This window comes from Streptomyces humi (assembly GCF_001005085.2).
Classification (GTDB): domain Bacteria; phylum Actinomycetota; class Actinomycetes; order Streptomycetales; family Streptomycetaceae; genus Streptomyces; species Streptomyces humi.
Genome location: NZ_LBMU02000047.1, coordinates 19,455 through 37,902 on the forward strand (window position 1 = coordinate 19,455; position 18,448 = coordinate 37,902).

The following is an 18,448-nucleotide window of genomic DNA, read 5'->3' on the forward strand; positions in this document are numbered from 1 at the left end:
TGCGCCCCCGCATCTGCACCCTGATGCCCTCCGGTGTCGGTGGGGCATGCCACCATCGTGCGGGCGGTGACTGGTGATACGAGATCAAGAAGAGACGACCAAGCAGCAGGGCGTGCACCCCGACGGCGCGGCGGGCACCCCTGACGCCGGCGCGCGCCCGGACGCCGCAACTTCCGGCACGGCGCACCCCGAGCCGGCCGCCGACCCCGACCCCGACCCCGCCGAGGCGGAGCACGTGCCGGACGAGACACACGCCGACGAGGTGGAGGGCGACGAACCGCTCCTCCCCGCGCGCGTGCACCGTCCTTCCGACCTCATGCGGCTTTTGGTCGGTGTGCTGGGCATCGTCGTGCTGCTCGGCATCGCCGCGTTCGCGCACGGCACCACCTCCGGGCTCGAGCAGGACATCAACAAGGGCACCGGCCAGGCCCCGGACCTGCTGATCAGGTTCGCGGGACTGGCCTCCAGCATCGCGATCCTGCTGGTGCCGGTCGCGTTCGCGATCGAGCGGCTGATCAAACGGGACGGGCTGCGCATCGCCGACGGCGTGCTCGCGGCCGTCCTCGCGCACGGCGTGACCCTCGCCACGGACCTGTGGGTGGCCAGGGCCGCGCCGGGCTCGATCCAGGAGGCGCTCACCCAGCCCTCCCCCGGTGACATCCACGCCCTCACCGACCCGGTGCACGGCTATCTCGCTCCCGTCATCGCCTACATGACGGCCGTCGGCATGTCCCGGCGGCCGAGATGGCGCTCGGTCCTGTGGATCGTGCTGCTCCTCGACGCGTTCTCCATGCTGGTCACCGGCTACACCACCCCGTTCTCGATCATCCTCACCGTGCTGATCGGCTGGACCGTCGCCTACGGCACGCTGTACGCGGTCGGCTCGCCCAACGTCCGCCCCACCGGGCGGACCCTGCTGGCGGGGCTGCGGCACGTCGGCTTCCACCCGGTCGGCGCGGCCCGCGAGGAGGTTTTGGACTCCGAGAACGGCGACCGGGGCCGGCGCTACTTCGTCACCCTGGAGGACGGGCCGCCACTGGACGTCACGGTCGTCGACCGGGAGCAGCAGGCCCAGGGGTTCTTCTACCGGGCCTGGCGCAACCTCACCCTGCGCGGCTTCGCCACCCGCTCCAGCCTCCAGTCCCTGCGCCAGGCCCTGGAGCAGGAGGCACTGCTGGCGTACGCGGCGATCGCGGCCGGTGCCAACGCCCCGAAGCTGATCGCCACCTCCGAGCTGGGCCCCGACGCCGTGATGCTCGTCTACGAGCACACCGGCGGCCGTACCCTCGACTCGCTGGCGGACGAGGAGATCACCGACGACCTGCTGCGCAACACCTGGCACCAGGTGCAGGCGCTACAGTCACGCCGGATCGCGCACCGCAGGCTCGCGGGCGACGCCATCCTGGTGGACCGTTCCGGCACGGTGATCCTCACCGACCTGCGCGGCGGTGAGATCGCGGCCGGTGAGCTGCTGCTGCGCATGGACGTCGCCCAGCTGGTCACCACGCTCGGCCTGCGGGTGGGCGCCGAGCGGGCGGTGGCCTCGGCGGTCGGCGTCCTCGGGCCCGACGCCGTCGCCGACTGCCTGCCGATGCTCCAGCCGATCGCGCTCACCCGCTCCACGCGCGCGACGCTGCGAAGACTCGCCAGGGAACGCGCCCAGCGCGAGCGCGACGCGGTCCTGGAGGCGTCCCGGCAGGCCAAGCAGGCCCGTGCGGAGGAGGCCGAGAAGCCCGACAAGAAGACCGTGCGCGCCGAGCAGCGGGCCGAGAAGCGGGCCCTGGACGACGCGCTGGAGGAGGCCCGCGAGGAGGACCTGCTCACCCAGATCCGGCACCAGGTGCTGCGGATCAGGCCCCAGGCACCGGTCGAGCCCGCCCGCCTCGAACGGGTGCGGCCACGCACCCTGATCAGCTTCATGGCCGGTGCGATCGGCGCGTACTACCTGCTCACTCAGCTCACCCACATCGAGTTCAACACCCTGTTCGCGCAGGCCCAGTGGGGCTGGGTGATCGCCGCGGTGGCCTTCTCCGCGCTCAGCTACGTCGCCGCCGCGATGTCCCTGCTCGGGTTCGTGCCCGAGCGGGTGCCCTTCGTGCGGACCGTGGCGGCGCAGGTCGCCGGTTCCTTCGTGAAGATCGTGGCGCCCGCCGCCGTCGGCGGTGTCGCCCTCAACACCCGCTTCCTGCAACGCGCGGGGGTCCGCCCCGGGGGCGCGGTGGCGAGCGTCGGCGCCTCCCAGCTGTTCGGGCTCGGCTGTCACATCCTGATGCTGCTGTCCTTCGGCTACCTGACCGGCACCGAGAAGACACCGTCCCTGTCACCGTCCCGGACCGTCATCGCGGGCCTGCTGACGGTGGCCGTCCTCGTCCTCGTGGTGACCTCGGTGCCCTTCCTGCGGAAATTCGTCGCCACACGCGTGCGATCGCTCTTCGCGGGTGTCGTGCCGCGCATGCTGGACGTGCTCCAGCGGCCGCAGAAGCTCGTCACCGGCATCGGGGGCATGCTGCTGCTGACCGCCTGCTTCGTGATGTGCCTTGACGCCTCCATCCGCGCCTTCGGCGACCAGTCGACCTCGCTGAGCATCGCCAGCGTCGCCGTCGTCTTCCTCGCCGGCAACGCGCTCGGCTCCGCGGCACCCACACCCGGCGGCGTCGGCGCGGTCGAGGCCACCCTGACCGTCGGCCTGATCGCCGTCGGGCTGCCCAAGGAGGTCGCGGCCCCCGCCGTCCTGCTGTACCGGCTGCTGACCCTGTGGCTGCCGGTCCTGCCGGGCTGGCTGGCCTTCAACCACCTCACCCGCAAGGGCGCGCTGTAGGCCGTACCTCGTACGGCTCGCGCCCCGCGCGCGCGGTGGGGCGCGACCCCACGATGGAGGTATGCCTAAGCCCAGCCGGATCCGTGTCGCCGCCCTGACCACCGCCCTGGTGCTGTCCTCCGTGCTGACCGGATGCGGCGGCGGCGGATCCGAGAACCAGGATCTGACGGCACAGAAACTGGACTGGAAGGCGTGCCCGGCCCCCGACGAGGCCGAGGGCGGCGGCGACTCGCCCTCCCCGCTGCCGGGTGGCGCCAGTTGGCAGTGCGCCACCATGAAGGCGCCCCTGGACTGGTCGAAGCCGAAGGGCGCGACCATCGGGCTCGCCCTGATCCGCGCCAAGGCCAGCGGCGCCCCGGACAAGCGGATCGGGTCCCTGGTCTTCAACTTCGGCGGCCCCGGCGGCAGCGGTGTCACCACCCTGCCGGCGTTCGGCGCGGACTACGCGGCCCTGCGCACCCGCTACGACCTCGTCAGCTTCGACCCGCGCGGGGTAGGCCGCAGCGACCCCGTGGAGTGCGAGAACGACGCCCAGCTCGACGACTACTTCCAGCAGGACGCGACGCCCGACACCAGCGCCGAACGCACCCAGCTGATCAAGCGCACCCAGCAGTTCAACGCCGCCTGCGAGAAGAACTCCAAGACGATCCTGCCGCACGTGCCCACCACCGACGCCGCCCGCGACATGGACCTCATGCGCCAGGTCCTGGGCGACCGGCGACTGCACTACTTCGGCATCTCCTACGGCACCGAACTCGGCGGCGTCTACGCCCACCTGTTCCCGAAGAACGTGGGCCGGGCCGTGTTCGACGCCGTCGTCGACCCCACCCAGGACCCGGAACAGAGCTCGCTCGGGCAGGCCAAGGGTTTCCAGCTCGCGCTCGACAACTTCGCCGAGGACTGCACCTCGAAGAAGACACCGTGCCCGATCGGTGACACCCCGCAGGACGTGAAGGACCGTATCGCCAAGCTCCTCGTGGACCTCGACAGGAAGCCGATCCCCGGCATCCTGCCCCGCATGCTGACCCAGACCGCCGCCACCAACGGCATCGCCCAGTCCCTGTACTCCAAGGACTTCTGGGAGTACCTCACCGAGGGCCTGGAGGAGGCCTACGACGGTGACGGAAAGGTCCTGATGCTGCTGTCGGACTCGATGAACGGCCGGAACCAGAACGGCGAGTACAGCAACATCACGGCGGCCAACACCGCCATCAACTGCGCCGACGACAGACCCCGGTACACCGCCGACTACGTCCAGCAGAAGCTGCCCGAGTTCCGCGCCGCCTCCCCGCTGTTCGGCGACTACCTCGCCTGGTCCATGGTCAGCTGCACGGACTGGGCGGTGCCGGGCGCCGCCGACCACCCCGACGTGAGCGCGCCCGGCTCGGCGCCGATCCTGGTCGTCGGGAACACGGGGGACCCGGCCACTCCGTACGAGGGCGCGAAGAAGATGGTGGAGGCGCTCGGCCAGGGCGTCGGGGTCGAGCTGACGTACCAGGGGCAGGGGCACGGGGCGTACGACAGCAAGAACCGGTGCGTGCAGGGCGCGGTGAACGGCTACCTGCTGGAGGGGACGGTGCCGACGGCGGGGACCGTGTGTGCGTGAGCGCGCCGGGTGGTGCCGAGAGGTGGTGCCGAGAGGGTGGTGACGCGGCCGCGGTGGCGTCGTGGTTGCCCCCGCAGTTCCCCGCACCTCTGACGGGGCGACATGAACACACAGGTCAGAGGGTTATCCACAGGCATGATCGGGCTTCGTGCGTTCCGCCTACTATGGCCTGACCGCTTTCCGCGACGAACCTGCGGAGGGCCTGTGTGGGGGATGTGAGCGCATGTCTCGATCTGTACGGTGGGGGGCCGTCGTGGCCGCCGGGCTGCTGGTGGCCGGGTGCGGCGGCGGGTCGTCCGGTGGGGGCGGGGAGCCGGGGAAGACCCGGTCCGAGCGGCCGTCGGCCTCCGTCGGCGGTTCCGGTGTCCTGCCTGCCTCCCTCACCTCCCAGAAGCTCGACTGGGGCCGCTGCAAGGCCGCTTCGGACTCCGCCGCGCCGGGTGACGAGTGGCGGTGCGCGACGCTCAAGGTGCCGTTGGACTGGGCGAAGCCGGACGGGGAGACCATCGGGCTGGCGCTGATCCGGGCGAAGGCGAGCGGGGCCCAGGGCAGGCGGATCGGTTCGCTGCTGTTCAACTTCGGCGGCCCGGGCGGCTCGGGCGTCTCGACGCTGCCGTACTACGCCTCCACCGTCTCCGCGCTGCGCGCGCGGTACGACCTGGTGAGCTGGGATCCGCGCGGAGTGGGCGCCAGCGAGGGCGTCCGGTGCCGCGGCGACAAGGCCGTCCAGGCCGCCGAGTCGGTCGACGCGACACCGGACACGGCGGCCGAGGAGACGGCGTACTTCCAGGACGCGGCCGACTTCGGGAAGGGCTGCGAGAAGGCCGCCGGCAAGCTGATCGCGCATGTCTCGACGACCGACACGGCCCGCGACATGGACCTGATGCGCCAGGTGCTCGGCGACACGAAGACGCACTACTTCGGCATCTCCTACGGCACCGAACTGGGCGGTGTGTACGCCCACCTGTTCCCTGGGCGGGTGGGACGGCTGGTCCTGGACGCGGTGGTCGACCCGACCGCGGACTCGGTCGGGCACGCGAAGAACCAGGCCCAGGGCTTCCAGCGGGCACTGGACGACTACCTGAAGTCCACCGGGCAGGACCCGAAGCAGGGATCGCGGAAGATCGCGGACCTGCTGAAGACGCTCGACGCGAAGCCGCTGCCGACATCCTCCGGGCGAAAGCTGACGCAGACCCTCGCGGTCACCGGCATCGTCCTGCCGCTGTACAGCGAAGAGAGCTGGCCGACGCTGACCGGCGCGCTCAAGGCGGCCGAGGAGGGCGACGGCACTGAGCTGCTGTCGCTCGCGGACCAGTACAACGACCGTGACTCCGCGGGGCACTACGGCACGACCACCCAGTCCCAACGGGTCATATCGTGCCTGGACGACAAGCAGCGGCCGACACTCGCCGAGACGAAGAGGCTGCTGCCCGAGTTCGAGAAGATCTCCCCGGTCTTCGGGGACTTCCTGGGCTGGGACACGGCCGGCTGGTGCCACGACTGGCCGGTGGCCGGGGAGTACGACACCCCGGAGGTGAGCGCCGCGGGCGCGGCCCCGATCCTGCTGGTCGGCAACACCGGGGACCCGGCGACCCCGTACGAGGGCGCCCGGCGGATGGCCGACGAGCTGGGCAAGGGCGTCGGTGTCGAGCTGACCTGGAAGGGCGAGGGCCACGGTGCCTACGGCAGTGGCAGCGACTGTGTGGACTCGACGGTGAACGCCTATCTGCTGGACGGCACGGTCCCGAAGGACGGCAAGGTCTGCTCATGACGAAGGCGGGGGCCCCGGGCACCTGCCGTGCCCGAAGCCCCCGCCCACCGTGGGAACCGTGCTCAGTAGACCGGCTTCGCCGGCTCGATCTGGTTGACCCAGCCGATCACGCCGCCGCCCACGTGGACGGCGTCGGAGAAGCCCGCGGACTTGAGGACCGCGAGGACCTCCGCGCTGCGGACGCCCGTCTTGCAGTGCAGGACGATCTTCTTGTCCTGCGGCAGGCCCTCCAGGGCGGTGCCCAGGAGGAACTCGTTCTTGGGGATCAGCTTGGCGCCCGGGATGGAGACGATCTCGTACTCGTTCGGCTCGCGGACGTCGATGATCTCGATGTTCTCGCCCTCGTCGATCCACTCCTTGAGCTGCTTGGGAGTGATCGTCGAACCGGCGGCCGCCTGCTGGGCCTCCTCGGAGACGACGCCGCAGAAGGCCTCGTAGTCGATGAGCTCGGTGACGGTCGGGTTCTCGCCACAGACCGCGCAGTCCGGGTCCTTGCGGACCTTGACCTGGCGGTACTGCATCTCCAGGGCGTCGTAGATCATCAGTCGGCCGACCAGGGGCTCACCGGTGCCGGTGAGGACCTTGATGGCCTCGGTGACCTGGATGGAGCCGATGGACGCGCAGAGCACGCCCAGGACACCGCCCTCGGCGCAGGACGGGACCATGCCCGGCGGCGGGGGCTCCGGGTACAGGCAGCGGTAGCAGGGGCCGTGCTCGGACCAGAAGACCGAGGCCTGGCCGTCGAAGCGGTAGATGGAGCCCCATACGTACGGCTTGTTCAGCAGCACGCAGGCGTCGTTGACCAGGTAGCGGGTCGCGAAGTTGTCCGTGCCGTCGACGATCAGGTCGTACTGGCTGAAGATGTCCATCACGTTCTCGGCCTCGAGCCGCTCTTCGTGAAGGATCACGTTCACGTACGGGTTGATGCCGAGGACGGAGTCCCGGGCGGACTCGGCCTTGGAGCGGCCGATGTCGGCCTGGCTGTGGATGATCTGACGCTGCAAGTTCGACTCGTCGACCTCGTCGAACTCCACGATGCCGAGGGTGCCGACGCCCGCGGCGGCCAGGTACATCAGCGCCGGCGAGCCCAGGCCGCCGGCACCGACACAGAGCACCTTGGCGTTCTTCAGCCGCTTCTGCCCGTCCATCCCGACGTCCGGGATGATCAGGTGGCGGGAGTACCTGCGGACCTCGTCTACGGTGAGCTCAGAAGCTGGCTCGACCAGGGGTGGCAGCGACACGGAGACTCCGTTGATCGGTCTATCACTACGTTTGTTCTCCCTGTAACACTGCCACGGCCTTCTTCATTCCGAGACACCTGTTCCGATCCGCGAGACGATCTCGTCCCAGTAACCGGGCATGGCCTCCCACGGATCCGCCCTGCCGCCGCGATCGGTCCGGTCGGTGATGTAGATCGTGGCGGCGCCCTGCCAGCGGGTGATGCGCAGGGCCTCGTCGAGGTGGCCGAGGGGCACGCCGTGGACGAAGTGGCAGAAGCGTTCGGGCGGGTAGTCCGCGGTCCACTCGGCCACCTGCGACCAGCGGTAGTCGCTCCAGGGGCCGGCGAAGGTGACCAGTTGGTCGGCGTTCTCGGCGTAACCCGGGTGGGGGTGGGTGCCGTGTCCGAGGACGATGTGGGGGCGGTCACCGATGTCACGGAGCGCGGCGACGGTGCGGCGGATTTCGGGAAGCGCGGTGCGCTCGGTGGGACAGCGGTCCAGCAGGAAGCCGTCGACGCGGTACCACTCGTGGAAGCGGTGGGCGTCGGTGACCAGGTCGGCGCGTGGGCGGGCGCCGTGGGTGGCGTCCAGACGGCCGAGGACACGGACGCCCGCGTTGCGGAGCCGGCCGGCCGCCTCCAGGCAGTGCGGGTCGGGCCGGCTGCCGGGGCCGTTCGCCACGTCGAGGACGACCCAGTGCAGGGGCGTGCCGGGGCGGGCGAGTTCGGCCCACTGGGCGGGCGCGAGGAGGGGGTGGGCATAGCCGGGGATGCCGACCGCGGTGCGGACGCCGGTGGTGGTGGCGCCCGCCCGAGGGCTGGTCAGATGCGGCATGCCGCCTCCATCCAGATGTCCGCGAGGGATTCCTCCAGGTTGATACGGGGCCGCCAGCCGAGCCGGTCGCGGGCACAGCGCACATCGGCCTGCTGCCAGCTGCCGCAGCCGTCCGGGTACGGGTACGCGACCGGGGCCGCGTGGTCGGGGTCCAGGCGGGGGTGGCCGATGGCGCCGCGCAGCGGGCCGGGCGGGCCGTCGAGTTCGTGCAGGGCGCCGCCGTATCCGGCGACCCGGGCGAGGACGGCGGCCGCGTCGCGCAGGCGGACGGCGCGCCCGGAGCCGATGTTGATGACGCCCTGGGCGGCGGAGAGCGAGGCCGCGTGCACGGCGCGGGCGACGTCGCGGACGTCCACGAAGTCGCGCTGGGCGCCGAGGCCGCCGAGTTTGAGTTCGCCGTCGCCGGACTGCATGGCGCGGCGCATCGCCTCGGCGAGCCGGCCGAGCGGGGAGCCGGCCGGGGTGCCGGGCCCGGCGGGCGAGAAGACGCGCAGGACCACGGCGTCCAGGCCGGAGCCGAGGACCAGTTCGGTGGCGGCGAGCTTGCTGACGCCGTACGGGCCGCCGGGGCGGGGCACGGCGTCCTCGGCCGTGGAGGAGCCGGGCTGGCTCGGGCCGTACTCGGAGCTGCAACCGATCTGCACCAGCCGGGCGCCGCAGCCGCTGCGGCGCAGGGCCTCGCAGACGGTGGCGACGGCGACGGTGTTGTGCCGGGTGAGTTCCCGGGCGCCGCCGCGGGTGGCGCCGGCGCAGTTCACGATCACACCCGGGTGGACCGCGTCGAGGAAGCGGGTGAGGGCGCCGGGGCTGCCGGTGGCGAGGTCGAAGCGGACATCGGCGTCGTCACCGCGGCCGAGTGCGGTGAGCTGGACGGCCGGGTCGGCGAGCAGCCGGTCGGCGACGAAGCGGCCCAGGTATCCGTTCGCTCCGATCAGCAGGACCCTCATCGCGTGGCTCCCGGGGTGTGCGCTCCGGCGACTCCGGTGGTTCCGGACGCTCCGGGTCCGGGTCGGGAGATGGTCATCTGGTGGTCTCCTTCTAGGGGTGCGGTTGCCTCGGACGAGGCGCCGGGCGCCGGCCGCCGGGACGGCATGGCGTGGCCCGGGAAGAGTTGACTCACTCGGGGTCTCCCGTGGGGGCGTGGGCCGAGGCCCGGGTGAGGGTGCGGGCCGCCCGGAACAGCAGCGCCAGGGCGGCCGCGCCGCAGGCCAGGGCCGGGACGCCGCCCGGGCCCGCCACCTCGGCGAGGGCGTCGACCGGGGTGGCCAGGAAGGCGCAGCCGGGGAGCCGGCCGGCGAGGACCAGGGCGACGGCCGCCGCTTCCGCGACGGCGGCGGCGGCGAGGGCGGGGCCGGCTCCGCGCGGGGCGTGGTGGACGGCGAGCAGGCGGGCGAGCAGCAGGAGGGCGCCGAGGGTGAGGGCCTGCGGGTAGCCGGCGGCCTCGCCGAGGACGGTGCCGCACAGCGCGAGCAGGCCGGTGAGGGCGCCCAGGGAGAGAGCGAAGGTACCGAGCAGCAGTGGCTGGACGGCCGCCGTGAACTCCTCCAGGCCGCGGCTGCCGGCGAGCCGGCGGCGGGCACCGGTGGTGAGGAGGTGGGTGCTCCAGGCCGCCGGGGCGGTGGCCAGGGCGAGGGCGAGGACGGGAACGGTGGCCACCGGCCAGGTGCCGTGCGCGGTGCCGGTCGGGAGGCCGTGGGGTCCGCCGTCGAGGACGGCCCGCAGCAGGCCGTCGCCGAGGAGGGCGTAGCCGAGGAGCCAGCAGGTCCAGGCGCGGGTGCCGGTCGCGGTGCGCCGGGCGAGCGCGCGGGACGGCGCGGCCAGCGGGCCGCGGCGCAGCGCGAGGCGGAGGGCCAGGGCGACGGCGAGGGCGCCGGCGACTGCCAGCAGGAGCCGTGGGCGGCCCTGGGTGAGCCGTACGCCGGTCACGGTCAGCGCGGCGACGGTGCCCGGGAGGAGCGCGAGGAGCGCCCAGTCGGCGCGTACGCGGGGCGTGGGCGCCGGTTCGGGATGCGGGCGGTGTTCGTCGACGCGGGGCACGCGCGCGTAGAGCTCCTCGGCGAGCGAGAAGACGTCACGGTGCCGTAAGCCGGCGGCGGTCCGGTCGGTGACGCCGTGTGCCTCCAGGCCGGCGGCGATCTCCAGCGGGTCGACGGCCCGCTCGCAGAGGGCGCGATGACGGTGCAGCAGCGCTTTCACGGGGTCGCCGGCGCCGCGTCGCGGGCTGGACCTGCGGCGCCCGGCGGGGTCCTGGCCGCCCATGCCATCCGCGCCTCCCGTGGCAGCCATGGCGGCCGCGGCCGGTCCCGGTCGGCCGCTTCCGTACGGAGAGGAGTCTCCTGGACCGCCCTCCTCGGGTCCCGGAAGCCACTCCCCCGACCGGGCGTCCCACGCATCGGCCCGGCTCGGCGGTCCCGGCCGGTCCGGTGCCCCCGGACCCCCGCCCGTCGCACCGCGCCCGCCGCCGCCCGTCGCACCGCGCCCGTAGCCGCTCGTCGCGCCGCGCCCGTCGCCGTTCACCGCGCCCCCTCGGGAGCCTTGAGCGGTGTGGCCCGCACCGGGGTGGTCCCCGCCGTGGCGCCCGGCACCCGGCCGGGCCCGCGCCGGCCGGCGACCTGGGCCGTGGGGCCGGTCCAGCGGCCCGGCACATGGGCCTCGGCGGGGACGGCGAACGGCAGCGGCTCGCCCGACTCGTCGAGGACGACGCGGCGCACCGGGCAGTGCGAGACGATCTCCAGGTAAATGCCGCGAAATGCCGCGACGTTCTGCTCGACGGTGAAGAGTTCGAGTGCCCGGGCGCGCGCGGCGGCGCCGAGGCGCTCGCGGCGCTCGGGGTCGCGCAGCAGTGCCACGCACGCCTCCGCGAGCGCCCGCGGATTGCGCGGGGGTACGACGAGACCGGTGCCGCCGATGACCTCCACCACCGCGCCGACGTCCGTGGACACGGTCGCGCGGCCGCAGAACATCGCCTCGGCGAGACCGACCGGGAACCCCTCGACGACGCTGGAGAGGACGACGACGGTGCCGGACGCGTAGGCGTCGGCGAGGGTGGGCGCCTCCGGGCCGCCGATCTCCTCGAAGCAGACGGGGTTGTCACCGACCGCGTGCACGCCCTCGGCCTCGTCGGGGAAGAGCTGCGCGGCGAGCGCCTTGCAGTGCCCCAGATAGGCGGCGCCCTCCGGACCGGCGGGGGCGCCCACGACCCGCAGTCGCGCCTTGGGCTCCTCCTTGCGGACCTCCGCGAAGGCGTGCAGCAGCGACACCAGGTCCTTGGCGGGTTCGACACGGCCGACCCAGACGAGCGTGTGCGGGTCCGCACGGTCCGGGGCCTCGCCGACCTCGGTGAACCGGGCGGCCTCCATACCGGGATGCACGGTCCTGATCCGGGCCCGGTCGGCGCCGCAGCGCTCCTGCCAGCGGCGGGTGTGGGCGTTGCCCGGGGTGATGATCGCGGCGCGGCCGTAGACCTCCGCGGCGAGCCGGCCGTGCAGCGCGGCGAGCAGGGTGCGCACGGCCGGGGTGGCCGCCTCGGGACCGGCGGCGAGATAGTGCGCGCGCAGTCGCGCGCCGTACTCGGTGACCAGCAGCGGGACGTCGGAGAAGTGCCCGGCGAGCAGGCCGGACAGGGCGGCGGGGCCGGCGGCGGTGGCGTGGCAGAGGTCGGCCGCGCCCAGGCCGTCGTCGCCGTACCAGTCGAGGGAGAGGGGGCGCAGGGCGCGTTCGAGGTGGGTCGCGATGTCGAGCAGATCGGATACCCGCGCCCCGCGCACGGCGGTGTGTGCGCCGGGCGCGCGGCAGGCGCGCTCGAGCGCGCGTACGGCGGTGTCGGAGCGGAGGGCACCGACCAGCCCGCCCTCGTCACGGGCGAGTTCGGCGAGTCCGTAGAGGGCGCTGCCGAAACGGTCCGCCATGAGACCGGGTACGGCGTCGGGGCCGTCGGGACCGGTCGCGGCGCGCCCGCTCGGCCCAGCGCACAACACCTGCGCGAGCTCCCCGTATCTCTCGGCGAAACGCCGGCGCGCGCGCCTGCCGTACGCGACGCCGTCCTCCTCTGCGGTCCACAGGGGGGCCGTCCGGACCCGGCTGACGTGCGGGGGCGGCTCCAGCCGGCCCTCGTCTTCCTGGCGGCGGCCGCGACTGAGTGCGTAGACGTCGAACTCGTGCTGCCCGAGCCCGCGCACGAGCCGGTCGCACCAGAGTCCGGCGTCACCGTTCACATACGGATAACCACCCTCCGTAAGCAGTCCGATGCGCACGTGTGCACCCCCGATCGATCTCGCGTATGGGAGCCGCCGTCGCGTCGGCGGCTCGCAGCGGGACGAACGTATGCGGACAAGGCGGTGGCGCGACGGACGGTTGTCCATCGCGCCACCAAAAGGGGTGAACGGTCGTAACTTTCACGTGCGGACCGCGTTCGGTCGCGCTAAGAGATCGTCCGACAGCGAAACGTCACCTCACGGCGCCCGGCCGAGCAGCGGAAACGTCACGCCGACGCCAGTTCCCGCCGGGCGGCCCGGCGCCGGGCCGCGACCTCGGGGTCGAGGGCGGGTACGGCGGCCAGGAGTTGCCGGGTGTACGGGTCCTGGGGGTGGTCGTACACCTCGTCGGCGGGACCGGTCTCCACGATCCGGCCCTGCCGCATGACCGCGACCCGGTCGCTGACCTGACGCACGACGGCGAGGTCGTGGGCGACGAAGACGAGCGCCAGCCCGAGTTCGCGCTGGAGCTCGCCGAGCAGGGCGACGACCTGGGCCTGGGTGGTGACGTCCAGCGCGGAGACCGGCTCGTCGCAGACGATGACGCGCGGGTCGGCCGCGAGTGCCCGCGCGATGCCCACGCGCTGGCGCTGGCCACCGCTGAACTCGTGCGGATAGCGCTCGTAGTGCGCCCCTTCGAGCCCCACACGCTCCAGCAGTTCTTTCACCCGCCCCCGGACGCGCCCCTCGTCCCGCTCGCCGCGGGCGCGGAGCGGGTCGGCTATCGACTCGCCCACGCTGCGGCGCGGGTTGAGCGAGGAGACCGGGTCCTGGAAGACCATCTGGACGACCGGGTGCACGCCCGCGCGCGCGTGCCCGTCGTGACGGACCTCCCCCGCCGTCGGCTCCAGCAGCCCGACCAGCATCCTGCCGAGCGTCGTCTTGCCGCTGCCGCTCTCGCCGACGACACCGAGGGTCTCGCCCCGGCGGACGGTCAGCGACACGTCGTCCACGGCCGTGAACGCCCGGCGGCCGCGCCCGAAGTCACGCCTCAGGCCGACCGCCTCCAGGACGACCTCGTCGGACGCCTGCGACGGCGCGCGCACCGCGTCCACGCGCGGGACGGCGGAGAGCAGTTCACGGGTGTACGGCCGTGCGGGCGTTCCGAGCACGGCGGCGACCGGGCCCTGTTCCACCACGCGGCCGTGCCGCATGACGAGCACGTCGTCGACGCTCTCGGCGGCGACGCCCACGTCGTGGGTGACGAGCAGCAGCCCCATGCCGGACTCCTCGCGCAGCGTGTGCAGCAGGTCGAGGATCTGGGCCTGGACGGTCACGTCGAGGGCGGTGGTGGGCTCGTCGGCGATGAGCAGTTCGGGCTCGCAGGCGAGTGCCATGGCGATCAGCGCGCGCTGGCGCATGCCGCCGCTGAACTCGTGCGGGCGGGACCGGGCCCGGCGCGCGGCGTCCGGGATGCCGACGCGGTCCAGGACCTCGACGGCACGCGCGCGTGCGGCCCGCCGCGAGACGCGCGCGTGCACGCGGTGGACCTCGGCGATCTGGTCGCCTATCGCGTAGTACGGGTCCAGGGAGGACAGCGGGTCCTGGAAGACCATCGCCGCCTTCGCGCCGCGCAGCCGCCGCAGTTCCTCGTCGGACGCGGTCTGCACGTCGACGCCCGCGACCTCGACCGAGCCGCCTACCCGGGCGCCCGTACCGTGGTGCAGGCCGAGCAGGGCCGAGGCGACCGTGGACTTGCCGGAGCCGGACTCGCCGACCAGCGCGAGGGCGGCGCCCGCCGCGAGGGTGAAGGAGAGCCCGTCCACGGCTCGCAGGGCGCCGAACTCCACGGTCAGATCAGTGACTCGGACGAGACTCACGTCAGTACCACCCGTCGGTCGGCCAGCGCGTACAGGACGTCCGCGACGGCGTTGGCGAGGACCACGAAGAAGCCGATGACCAGGACCATGCCGACGACGACGGGCAGGTCGACCACGGTGACGGCGTGGACGAGTTCCTGGCCGATGCCGGGGAGGCCGAAGAGGGTCTCGATGAGCACGGCTCCGCCGACCGCGCTGCCGACGTCGTTGGCGTTCAGGGCGATGATCGGCGCGAGTGCGCCGCGCAGCGCGTGCCGGCCGACTACCGCCCGTTCGCCGACGCCGTAGGCGCGGAAGGTGCGGATGTGGTCCTCGGCGAGGGTCTCCAGCATCGACGCCCGGGTCAGCCGGGCGAAGTAGGCCGCCTCGGCGACCGCGAGGGTCAGCCAGGGCAGCAGCAGGTTCCAGGCCCACTGCTCGGGGTCGTCGGCGAAGGGGACGTACTCCGGGAACGGCAGCAGCTCCAGCTGCCCGCAGACCACGATCATCAGGACGAGGCCGATGACGAAGACCGGTGTGGAGATGCCGGCCAGGGTGAGGCCGGTCAGGGCGCGCTCGGTGAACCGGCCGCGCCGCCAGACGGACAGGATGCCGGTGCCGACGCCCAGCAGCAGCCAGAGCACCATCGCGCCGAGCACCAGTGACAGGCTGACCGGCAGCTTGGTGAGGATGATCTGGGTGACCTGCTGGTCGCTCTGGTACGACAGTCCGAGGCAGGGCGCCGCGCAGTGCGCGACGGAGGTGCCGGTCGAGTAGTCCTGGCCGGCGACGATGCCCTCCAGGAAGTGCCAGTACCGGACGTACAGCGGGTCGTCGAGCCGGAGTTGCTGGGTGACCTGGTGCACCTGTTCCGGCGAGCAGCGGGGGCCGCAGGTGATCTGGGCGACGTTGCCGGGGGTGACGTAGAAGACGACGTAGACGATGACCGAGATGGCCAGCAGGGTGATGACCGCGCCGATCACGCGGCGCAGTGCGAATCCGGCGAAGCCGTTCATGACCTGGCCTCCTTCGCGGAAGCCGGATCCGTCCCGGAAACCGGGTCCGTCGCGAGAACCGGATCCGTCCCGGAAGCCGGGTTCGCCGCCGGCACGGGAGCCGCCGCGTGGGCCGCCGCCGCGACGGCCGCCGTCGTCTCCCGCCCGCGGCCGGTTCCGACGCGCAGCCGGGAGGCCGAGCGCGGGTCGAGGGCGGTGCGGACGCCGTCGCCGAGCACGGTGAGCGCGAGCACGGTGACGAAGAGGGCGCCCGCGGGCAGCAGCAGGTACTGCGGGGCCGCCTGGTACCAGACGTTGGCGGAGGTGAGCATCTGGCCCCAGGAGGGGGTCGGGGGCTTCACGCCGACGCCGAGGAAGGACAGGGAGGCCTCGATGGAGATGTTGGCCGGCACCATCAGCGCGGCGTAGGTGATGACGGGCGCGGCGAGTCCGGGCAGCAGTTCGCGGCGGGCGATCCGCCAGGTGCTCCAGCCGCTGAGCCGCGCGGCGGCCACGTAGTCGAGGTTCTTCAGGGAGAGGGTCGCGGCGCGGGCGATCTTCCCGATGGTGCCCCAGGCGACGAAGCCGATGATCAGGGAGACCAGGACCGGCCTGGGGAAGCTGCTGGGCACGACGGCCAGCAGGGCCAGCGCCATGATGATCAGCGGCATGGCGACGATGATGTCGGTGATCCGGCTCAACAGTTGATCAACCCATCGGTTGCCGAGCCCGGCCGTGACGCCGACGACGACGCCGAGGACGACCTGCACGGTGGTCGCCGCCAGGGCGACGCCGAGGGAGACCCGGGCTCCGTAGACGAGCCGGGCGAACAGGTCCCGGCCGGTCTGCGGTTCGACACCGAGCCAGTGGTCGGCGCTGATGCCGCCGAGGGAGCCGATGGGTACGCCGCCGCGCGCCGAGTCCACCAGGGAGGGGTGGTAGGTGGTCGGGTCCTGCCCTTCCAGGGCGGTGAGCAGGGGCGCGGCGAGCGCGATCAGGACGAGCAGGGCGACGATCACCGCCGCGACCAGGGCGGCCCGCTGTGCGCGCAGCCGCCGCCAGAACTGGCGAGCCCCCGAAGCCCCCGAGGCGGGCGCCTCGGGGGCCTGGGGGGAGACGAGTGCCTCGGTCACGGCGTCACTTCACCGCGACCTGGGAGATGTCCAGGACACCGGTCCAGTCGCTGATCACGACGTTCCTGATGTCCTTGCCGACCAGCCGCTTGTAGACGGGGTGGAACAGCGGCACGGTCAGGGCCTGGGCGCCGGTCTTCTTGTCCAGCGCGCCCCACCGCTCGGCGGCGGCGTTGAGGTCGGTCAACTTGTTGATCGCGTCAATCTCGGCATTGACCGACGCGTCGTTGAGCAGGCTGTTGTTGAAGTTCGCGCCGTCCTTGACGATCTGCCGGCCGTCGAAGATCGGGGCCAGGAAGGGACCGCCGGAGGGCCAGTCGGCGCCCCAGCCCGAGAGGAAGAAGCCCGGCTCGGTCTTCACGCTGTGGACGGTGTCGGAGTAGTTGTTGTCCTCCAGGCCCTGGAGCTTGACCGTGATGCCGGCCTTCTTGAGGGCGTCCTGGACGGCGGTGGCGATCTCGGGGCTGGTCCTGAAGTTCTGGGCGTTGTCGTGCGTCAGCGTGACGGTGAGCCCCTTCGGGTAACCCGCCTCCTTCAGCAGTTCCCTGGCCTTCGCCACGTTGCCGGTGGCGCCGGCCGGGAAGAGGTCGTACGGCGTGTAGCCGAAGGCCTTCTGGTTCGGGAGGAAGGTGGTCGCGGGCTCGGCGAGCGCGCTGCCGCCCGCCGCGTTGACCACGGACGACCGGTCGACGGCGTAGGAGATCGCCTGCCGCACCTTGGGGTTGTCGAACGGCTTCACCGTCGGGTTGAACGCGATGTAGTTCGTGTAGCCGAAGTGGCCGGTGCCGACCCGCGCGGCCAGTGCCTTGTCGCCGGTCACCTTGGCGAGTTCGGCCGGACCGAGGTTGGTGTCCGTGGTGACGGCGGCCGCGTCCGTGCCCTGAGACGCCGACAGCCGCTGGTTGATCACGGCCGAGTCGAGACCGGACTTGACGTCGATCTTGTCCGGGTAGGCCTTGCGCTGGTCGTCGACGGACGCCGACCAGTACGTGTTCCGCTCCAGTACCAGGTGCTCACCGTCGTTGTCGTTCTCGACGACCTTGTAGGGGCCGGAGGAGACCGGGTGCTCCTCGTACTTGGTGCCGGTGTCCTTGGCCTTCGGGACGGGCGTGAACTGCGTCTGCGTGGCCAGGTACGGGAACTCGCCCTCGGGCTTGTTCAGATGGAAGACGATCGTGCGGCTGTCCGGCGTCTCGATCGCCGACAGCCCCTTCTTGTCCTTGTAGGGCCCCTGGTAGTCGGCCGCGCCGACCAGCCAGTCCCGCAGGTAGGGCGCGCCGCCGGAGAGTTCGGGGGCGAAGGACCGCTCGATGCCGTACTTGATGTCGGCGGACGTGATCGCGGTGCCGTCCTCGTACTTGAGGCCCGCCTTCAGGGTGTACGTCCACACGGTCGCGTTCTTACTGGGGCGCCCGGTGTCGGTGGCCAGGTCGGGCACGACCTTGGTGCCGGCGGCGCCGTTCGCGCGGTTGCGGGTGGTGAGCGTACGGAACACCAGGGAGGGCACGTTGCCGCCACCGGAGGTGTACAGCCGGGCCGGGTCGAAGTCCGACTGGGGGTCGGAGTTCAGGACGGTGAGCGTGCCGCCCTTGTGCGGCGTGGAGTCGCCACCGGAACCCTTGGCATCGTTGTCCTTCGGCCCGCAGGCGGCGGCACCCGCTGCCACGACCAGGCTGACGGTTGCCACGGCCACACGGCGCGCGGTGGCGGACGGTTGACGCATCGGAATGACGACCTCTCGGAAGGCGTGTCTCGAAGAGTGAGACAGATTGACGAGGAGTGAGACGAAAGTGAACAGACGTCTGCCCTGGCGTCAGGCCGCCGAAAGAGCCGTGACCCAGGTCACGGCAGCATGGAGAAATCGCGACGCGAACGCCAGAGGGCGAGCGTCAGCGACAGTGGATGTCGGCCACGCAGAGCGCGGTCACGCCGATGAGCGCCAGCTCGATGGCGGCGCGCGAAGAGGCGTGGGGGGACGACATGCCCAGAAATATGTATGAACTTTCTGCTCATGTCAAT

General features: G+C 72.3%; 13 protein-coding genes. 3 read left to right on the top strand and 10 right to left on the bottom strand.

The genetic code is table 11. The annotated features are described in order from the left end of the window. Positions 1–73: 73 nt before the first annotated feature. From AAW13_RS22060 to AAW13_RS22070, 3 genes are all read left to right on the top strand, one after another. On the top strand, positions 74–2,818 hold the full coding sequence (locus AAW13_RS22060; protein WP_046730479.1) for a lysylphosphatidylglycerol synthase domain-containing protein: 2,745 nt from the start codon (positions 74–76) through the stop codon (positions 2,816–2,818). Between the two features lie 61 nt (positions 2,819–2,879). Next, on the top strand, positions 2,880–4,424 hold the full coding sequence (locus tag AAW13_RS22065; protein WP_046730480.1) for an alpha/beta hydrolase: 1,545 nt from the start codon (positions 2,880–2,882) through the stop codon (positions 4,422–4,424). Between the two features lie 223 nt (positions 4,425–4,647). Beyond that, the gene (locus AAW13_RS22070) at positions 4,648–6,195 is read left to right on the top strand and encodes an alpha/beta hydrolase (RefSeq protein ID WP_046730481.1); all 1,548 of its coding nucleotides are present in this window, start codon (positions 4,648–4,650) and stop codon (positions 6,193–6,195) included. Positions 6,196–6,257: 62 nt separating this feature from the next. Here the strand turns inward: AAW13_RS22070 and moeZ are convergent, their stop codons facing one another. The 10 genes from moeZ to AAW13_RS47630 form a co-directional block, all read right to left on the bottom strand. Continuing rightward, entirely contained in the window at positions 6,258–7,436 is a 1,179-nt protein-coding gene (gene moeZ, locus AAW13_RS22075; RefSeq protein WP_046730482.1) for an adenylyltransferase/sulfurtransferase MoeZ, read from the bottom strand. Positions 7,437–7,499: 63 nt separating this feature from the next. Next, positions 7,500–8,249, bottom strand: a complete 750-nt coding sequence (locus tag AAW13_RS22080) for a spherulation-specific family 4 protein (protein ID WP_046730483.1) — start codon at positions 8,247–8,249, stop codon at positions 7,500–7,502. After that, positions 8,237–9,196: an NAD-dependent epimerase/dehydratase family protein gene (locus AAW13_RS22085; protein WP_046730484.1), complete on the bottom strand. Its 960-nt coding sequence runs from the start codon at positions 9,194–9,196 to the stop codon at positions 8,237–8,239. The genes AAW13_RS22080 and AAW13_RS22085 overlap by 13 nt, the downstream gene beginning before the upstream one ends. 169 nt (positions 9,197–9,365) lie before the next feature. After that, entirely contained in the window at positions 9,366–10,508 is a 1,143-nt protein-coding gene (locus AAW13_RS22090) for a hypothetical protein (RefSeq protein ID WP_240528686.1), read from the bottom strand. Between the two features lie 254 nt (positions 10,509–10,762). Further along, on the bottom strand, positions 10,763–12,463 hold the full coding sequence (locus AAW13_RS22095) for a glycosyltransferase (RefSeq protein WP_046730485.1): 1,701 nt from the start codon (positions 12,461–12,463) through the stop codon (positions 10,763–10,765). A gap of 266 nt (positions 12,464–12,729) precedes the next feature. Then, positions 12,730–14,322 carry a dipeptide ABC transporter ATP-binding protein gene (locus AAW13_RS22100; RefSeq protein WP_046730486.1) on the bottom strand — a complete coding sequence of 531 codons (1,593 nt, stop codon included), beginning with the start codon at positions 14,320–14,322 and terminating at the stop codon, positions 12,730–12,732. Next, the gene (locus AAW13_RS22105) at positions 14,319–15,317 is read right to left on the bottom strand and encodes an ABC transporter permease (RefSeq protein WP_046730487.1); all 999 of its coding nucleotides are present in this window, start codon (positions 15,315–15,317) and stop codon (positions 14,319–14,321) included. The genes AAW13_RS22100 and AAW13_RS22105 overlap by 4 nt, the downstream gene beginning before the upstream one ends. Beyond that, complete coding sequence (locus AAW13_RS22110; protein ID WP_071659640.1) at positions 15,314–16,429, bottom strand: ABC transporter permease; 1,116 nt, start codon at positions 16,427–16,429, stop codon at positions 15,314–15,316. The genes AAW13_RS22105 and AAW13_RS22110 overlap by 4 nt, the downstream gene beginning before the upstream one ends. A gap of 4 nt (positions 16,430–16,433) precedes the next feature. Continuing rightward, positions 16,434–18,152: an ABC transporter substrate-binding protein gene (locus AAW13_RS22115; RefSeq protein WP_046730488.1), complete on the bottom strand. Its 1,719-nt coding sequence runs from the start codon at positions 18,150–18,152 to the stop codon at positions 16,434–16,436. A 166-nt stretch (positions 18,153–18,318) separates the two neighbouring features. Continuing rightward, positions 18,319–18,411 (bottom strand): Ms4533A family Cys-rich leader peptide, encoded by a 93-nt coding sequence (locus tag AAW13_RS47630; RefSeq protein ID WP_338059060.1) that lies wholly within the window; start codon positions 18,409–18,411, stop codon positions 18,319–18,321. Positions 18,412–18,448 lie beyond the last annotated feature (37 nt).

Excerpts from the sequence above, each read along its gene's own strand:
- AAW13_RS22105 (WP_046730487.1), bottom strand. The coding sequence starts at position 15,317 with ATGAACGGCTTCGCCGGATTCGCACTGCGCCGCGTGATCGGCGCGGTC.
- AAW13_RS22080 (WP_046730483.1), bottom strand. The coding sequence starts at position 8,249 with ATGCCGCATCTGACCAGCCCTCGGGCGGGCGCCACCACCACCGGCGTC.
- AAW13_RS22115 (WP_046730488.1), bottom strand. The coding sequence starts at position 18,152 with ATGCGTCAACCGTCCGCCACCGCGCGCCGTGTGGCCGTGGCAACCGTC.
- AAW13_RS22085 (WP_046730484.1), bottom strand. The coding sequence starts at position 9,196 with ATGAGGGTCCTGCTGATCGGAGCGAACGGATACCTGGGCCGCTTCGTC.
- AAW13_RS47630 (WP_338059060.1), bottom strand. The coding sequence starts at position 18,411 with ATGTCGTCCCCCCACGCCTCTTCGCGCGCCGCCATCGAGCTGGCGCTC.
- AAW13_RS22070 (WP_046730481.1), top strand. The coding sequence starts at position 4,648 with ATGTCTCGATCTGTACGGTGGGGGGCCGTCGTGGCCGCCGGGCTGCTG.
- AAW13_RS22090 (WP_240528686.1), bottom strand. The coding sequence starts at position 10,508 with ATGGGCGGCCAGGACCCCGCCGGGCGCCGCAGGTCCAGCCCGCGACGC.
- AAW13_RS22065 (WP_046730480.1), top strand. The coding sequence starts at position 2,880 with ATGCCTAAGCCCAGCCGGATCCGTGTCGCCGCCCTGACCACCGCCCTG.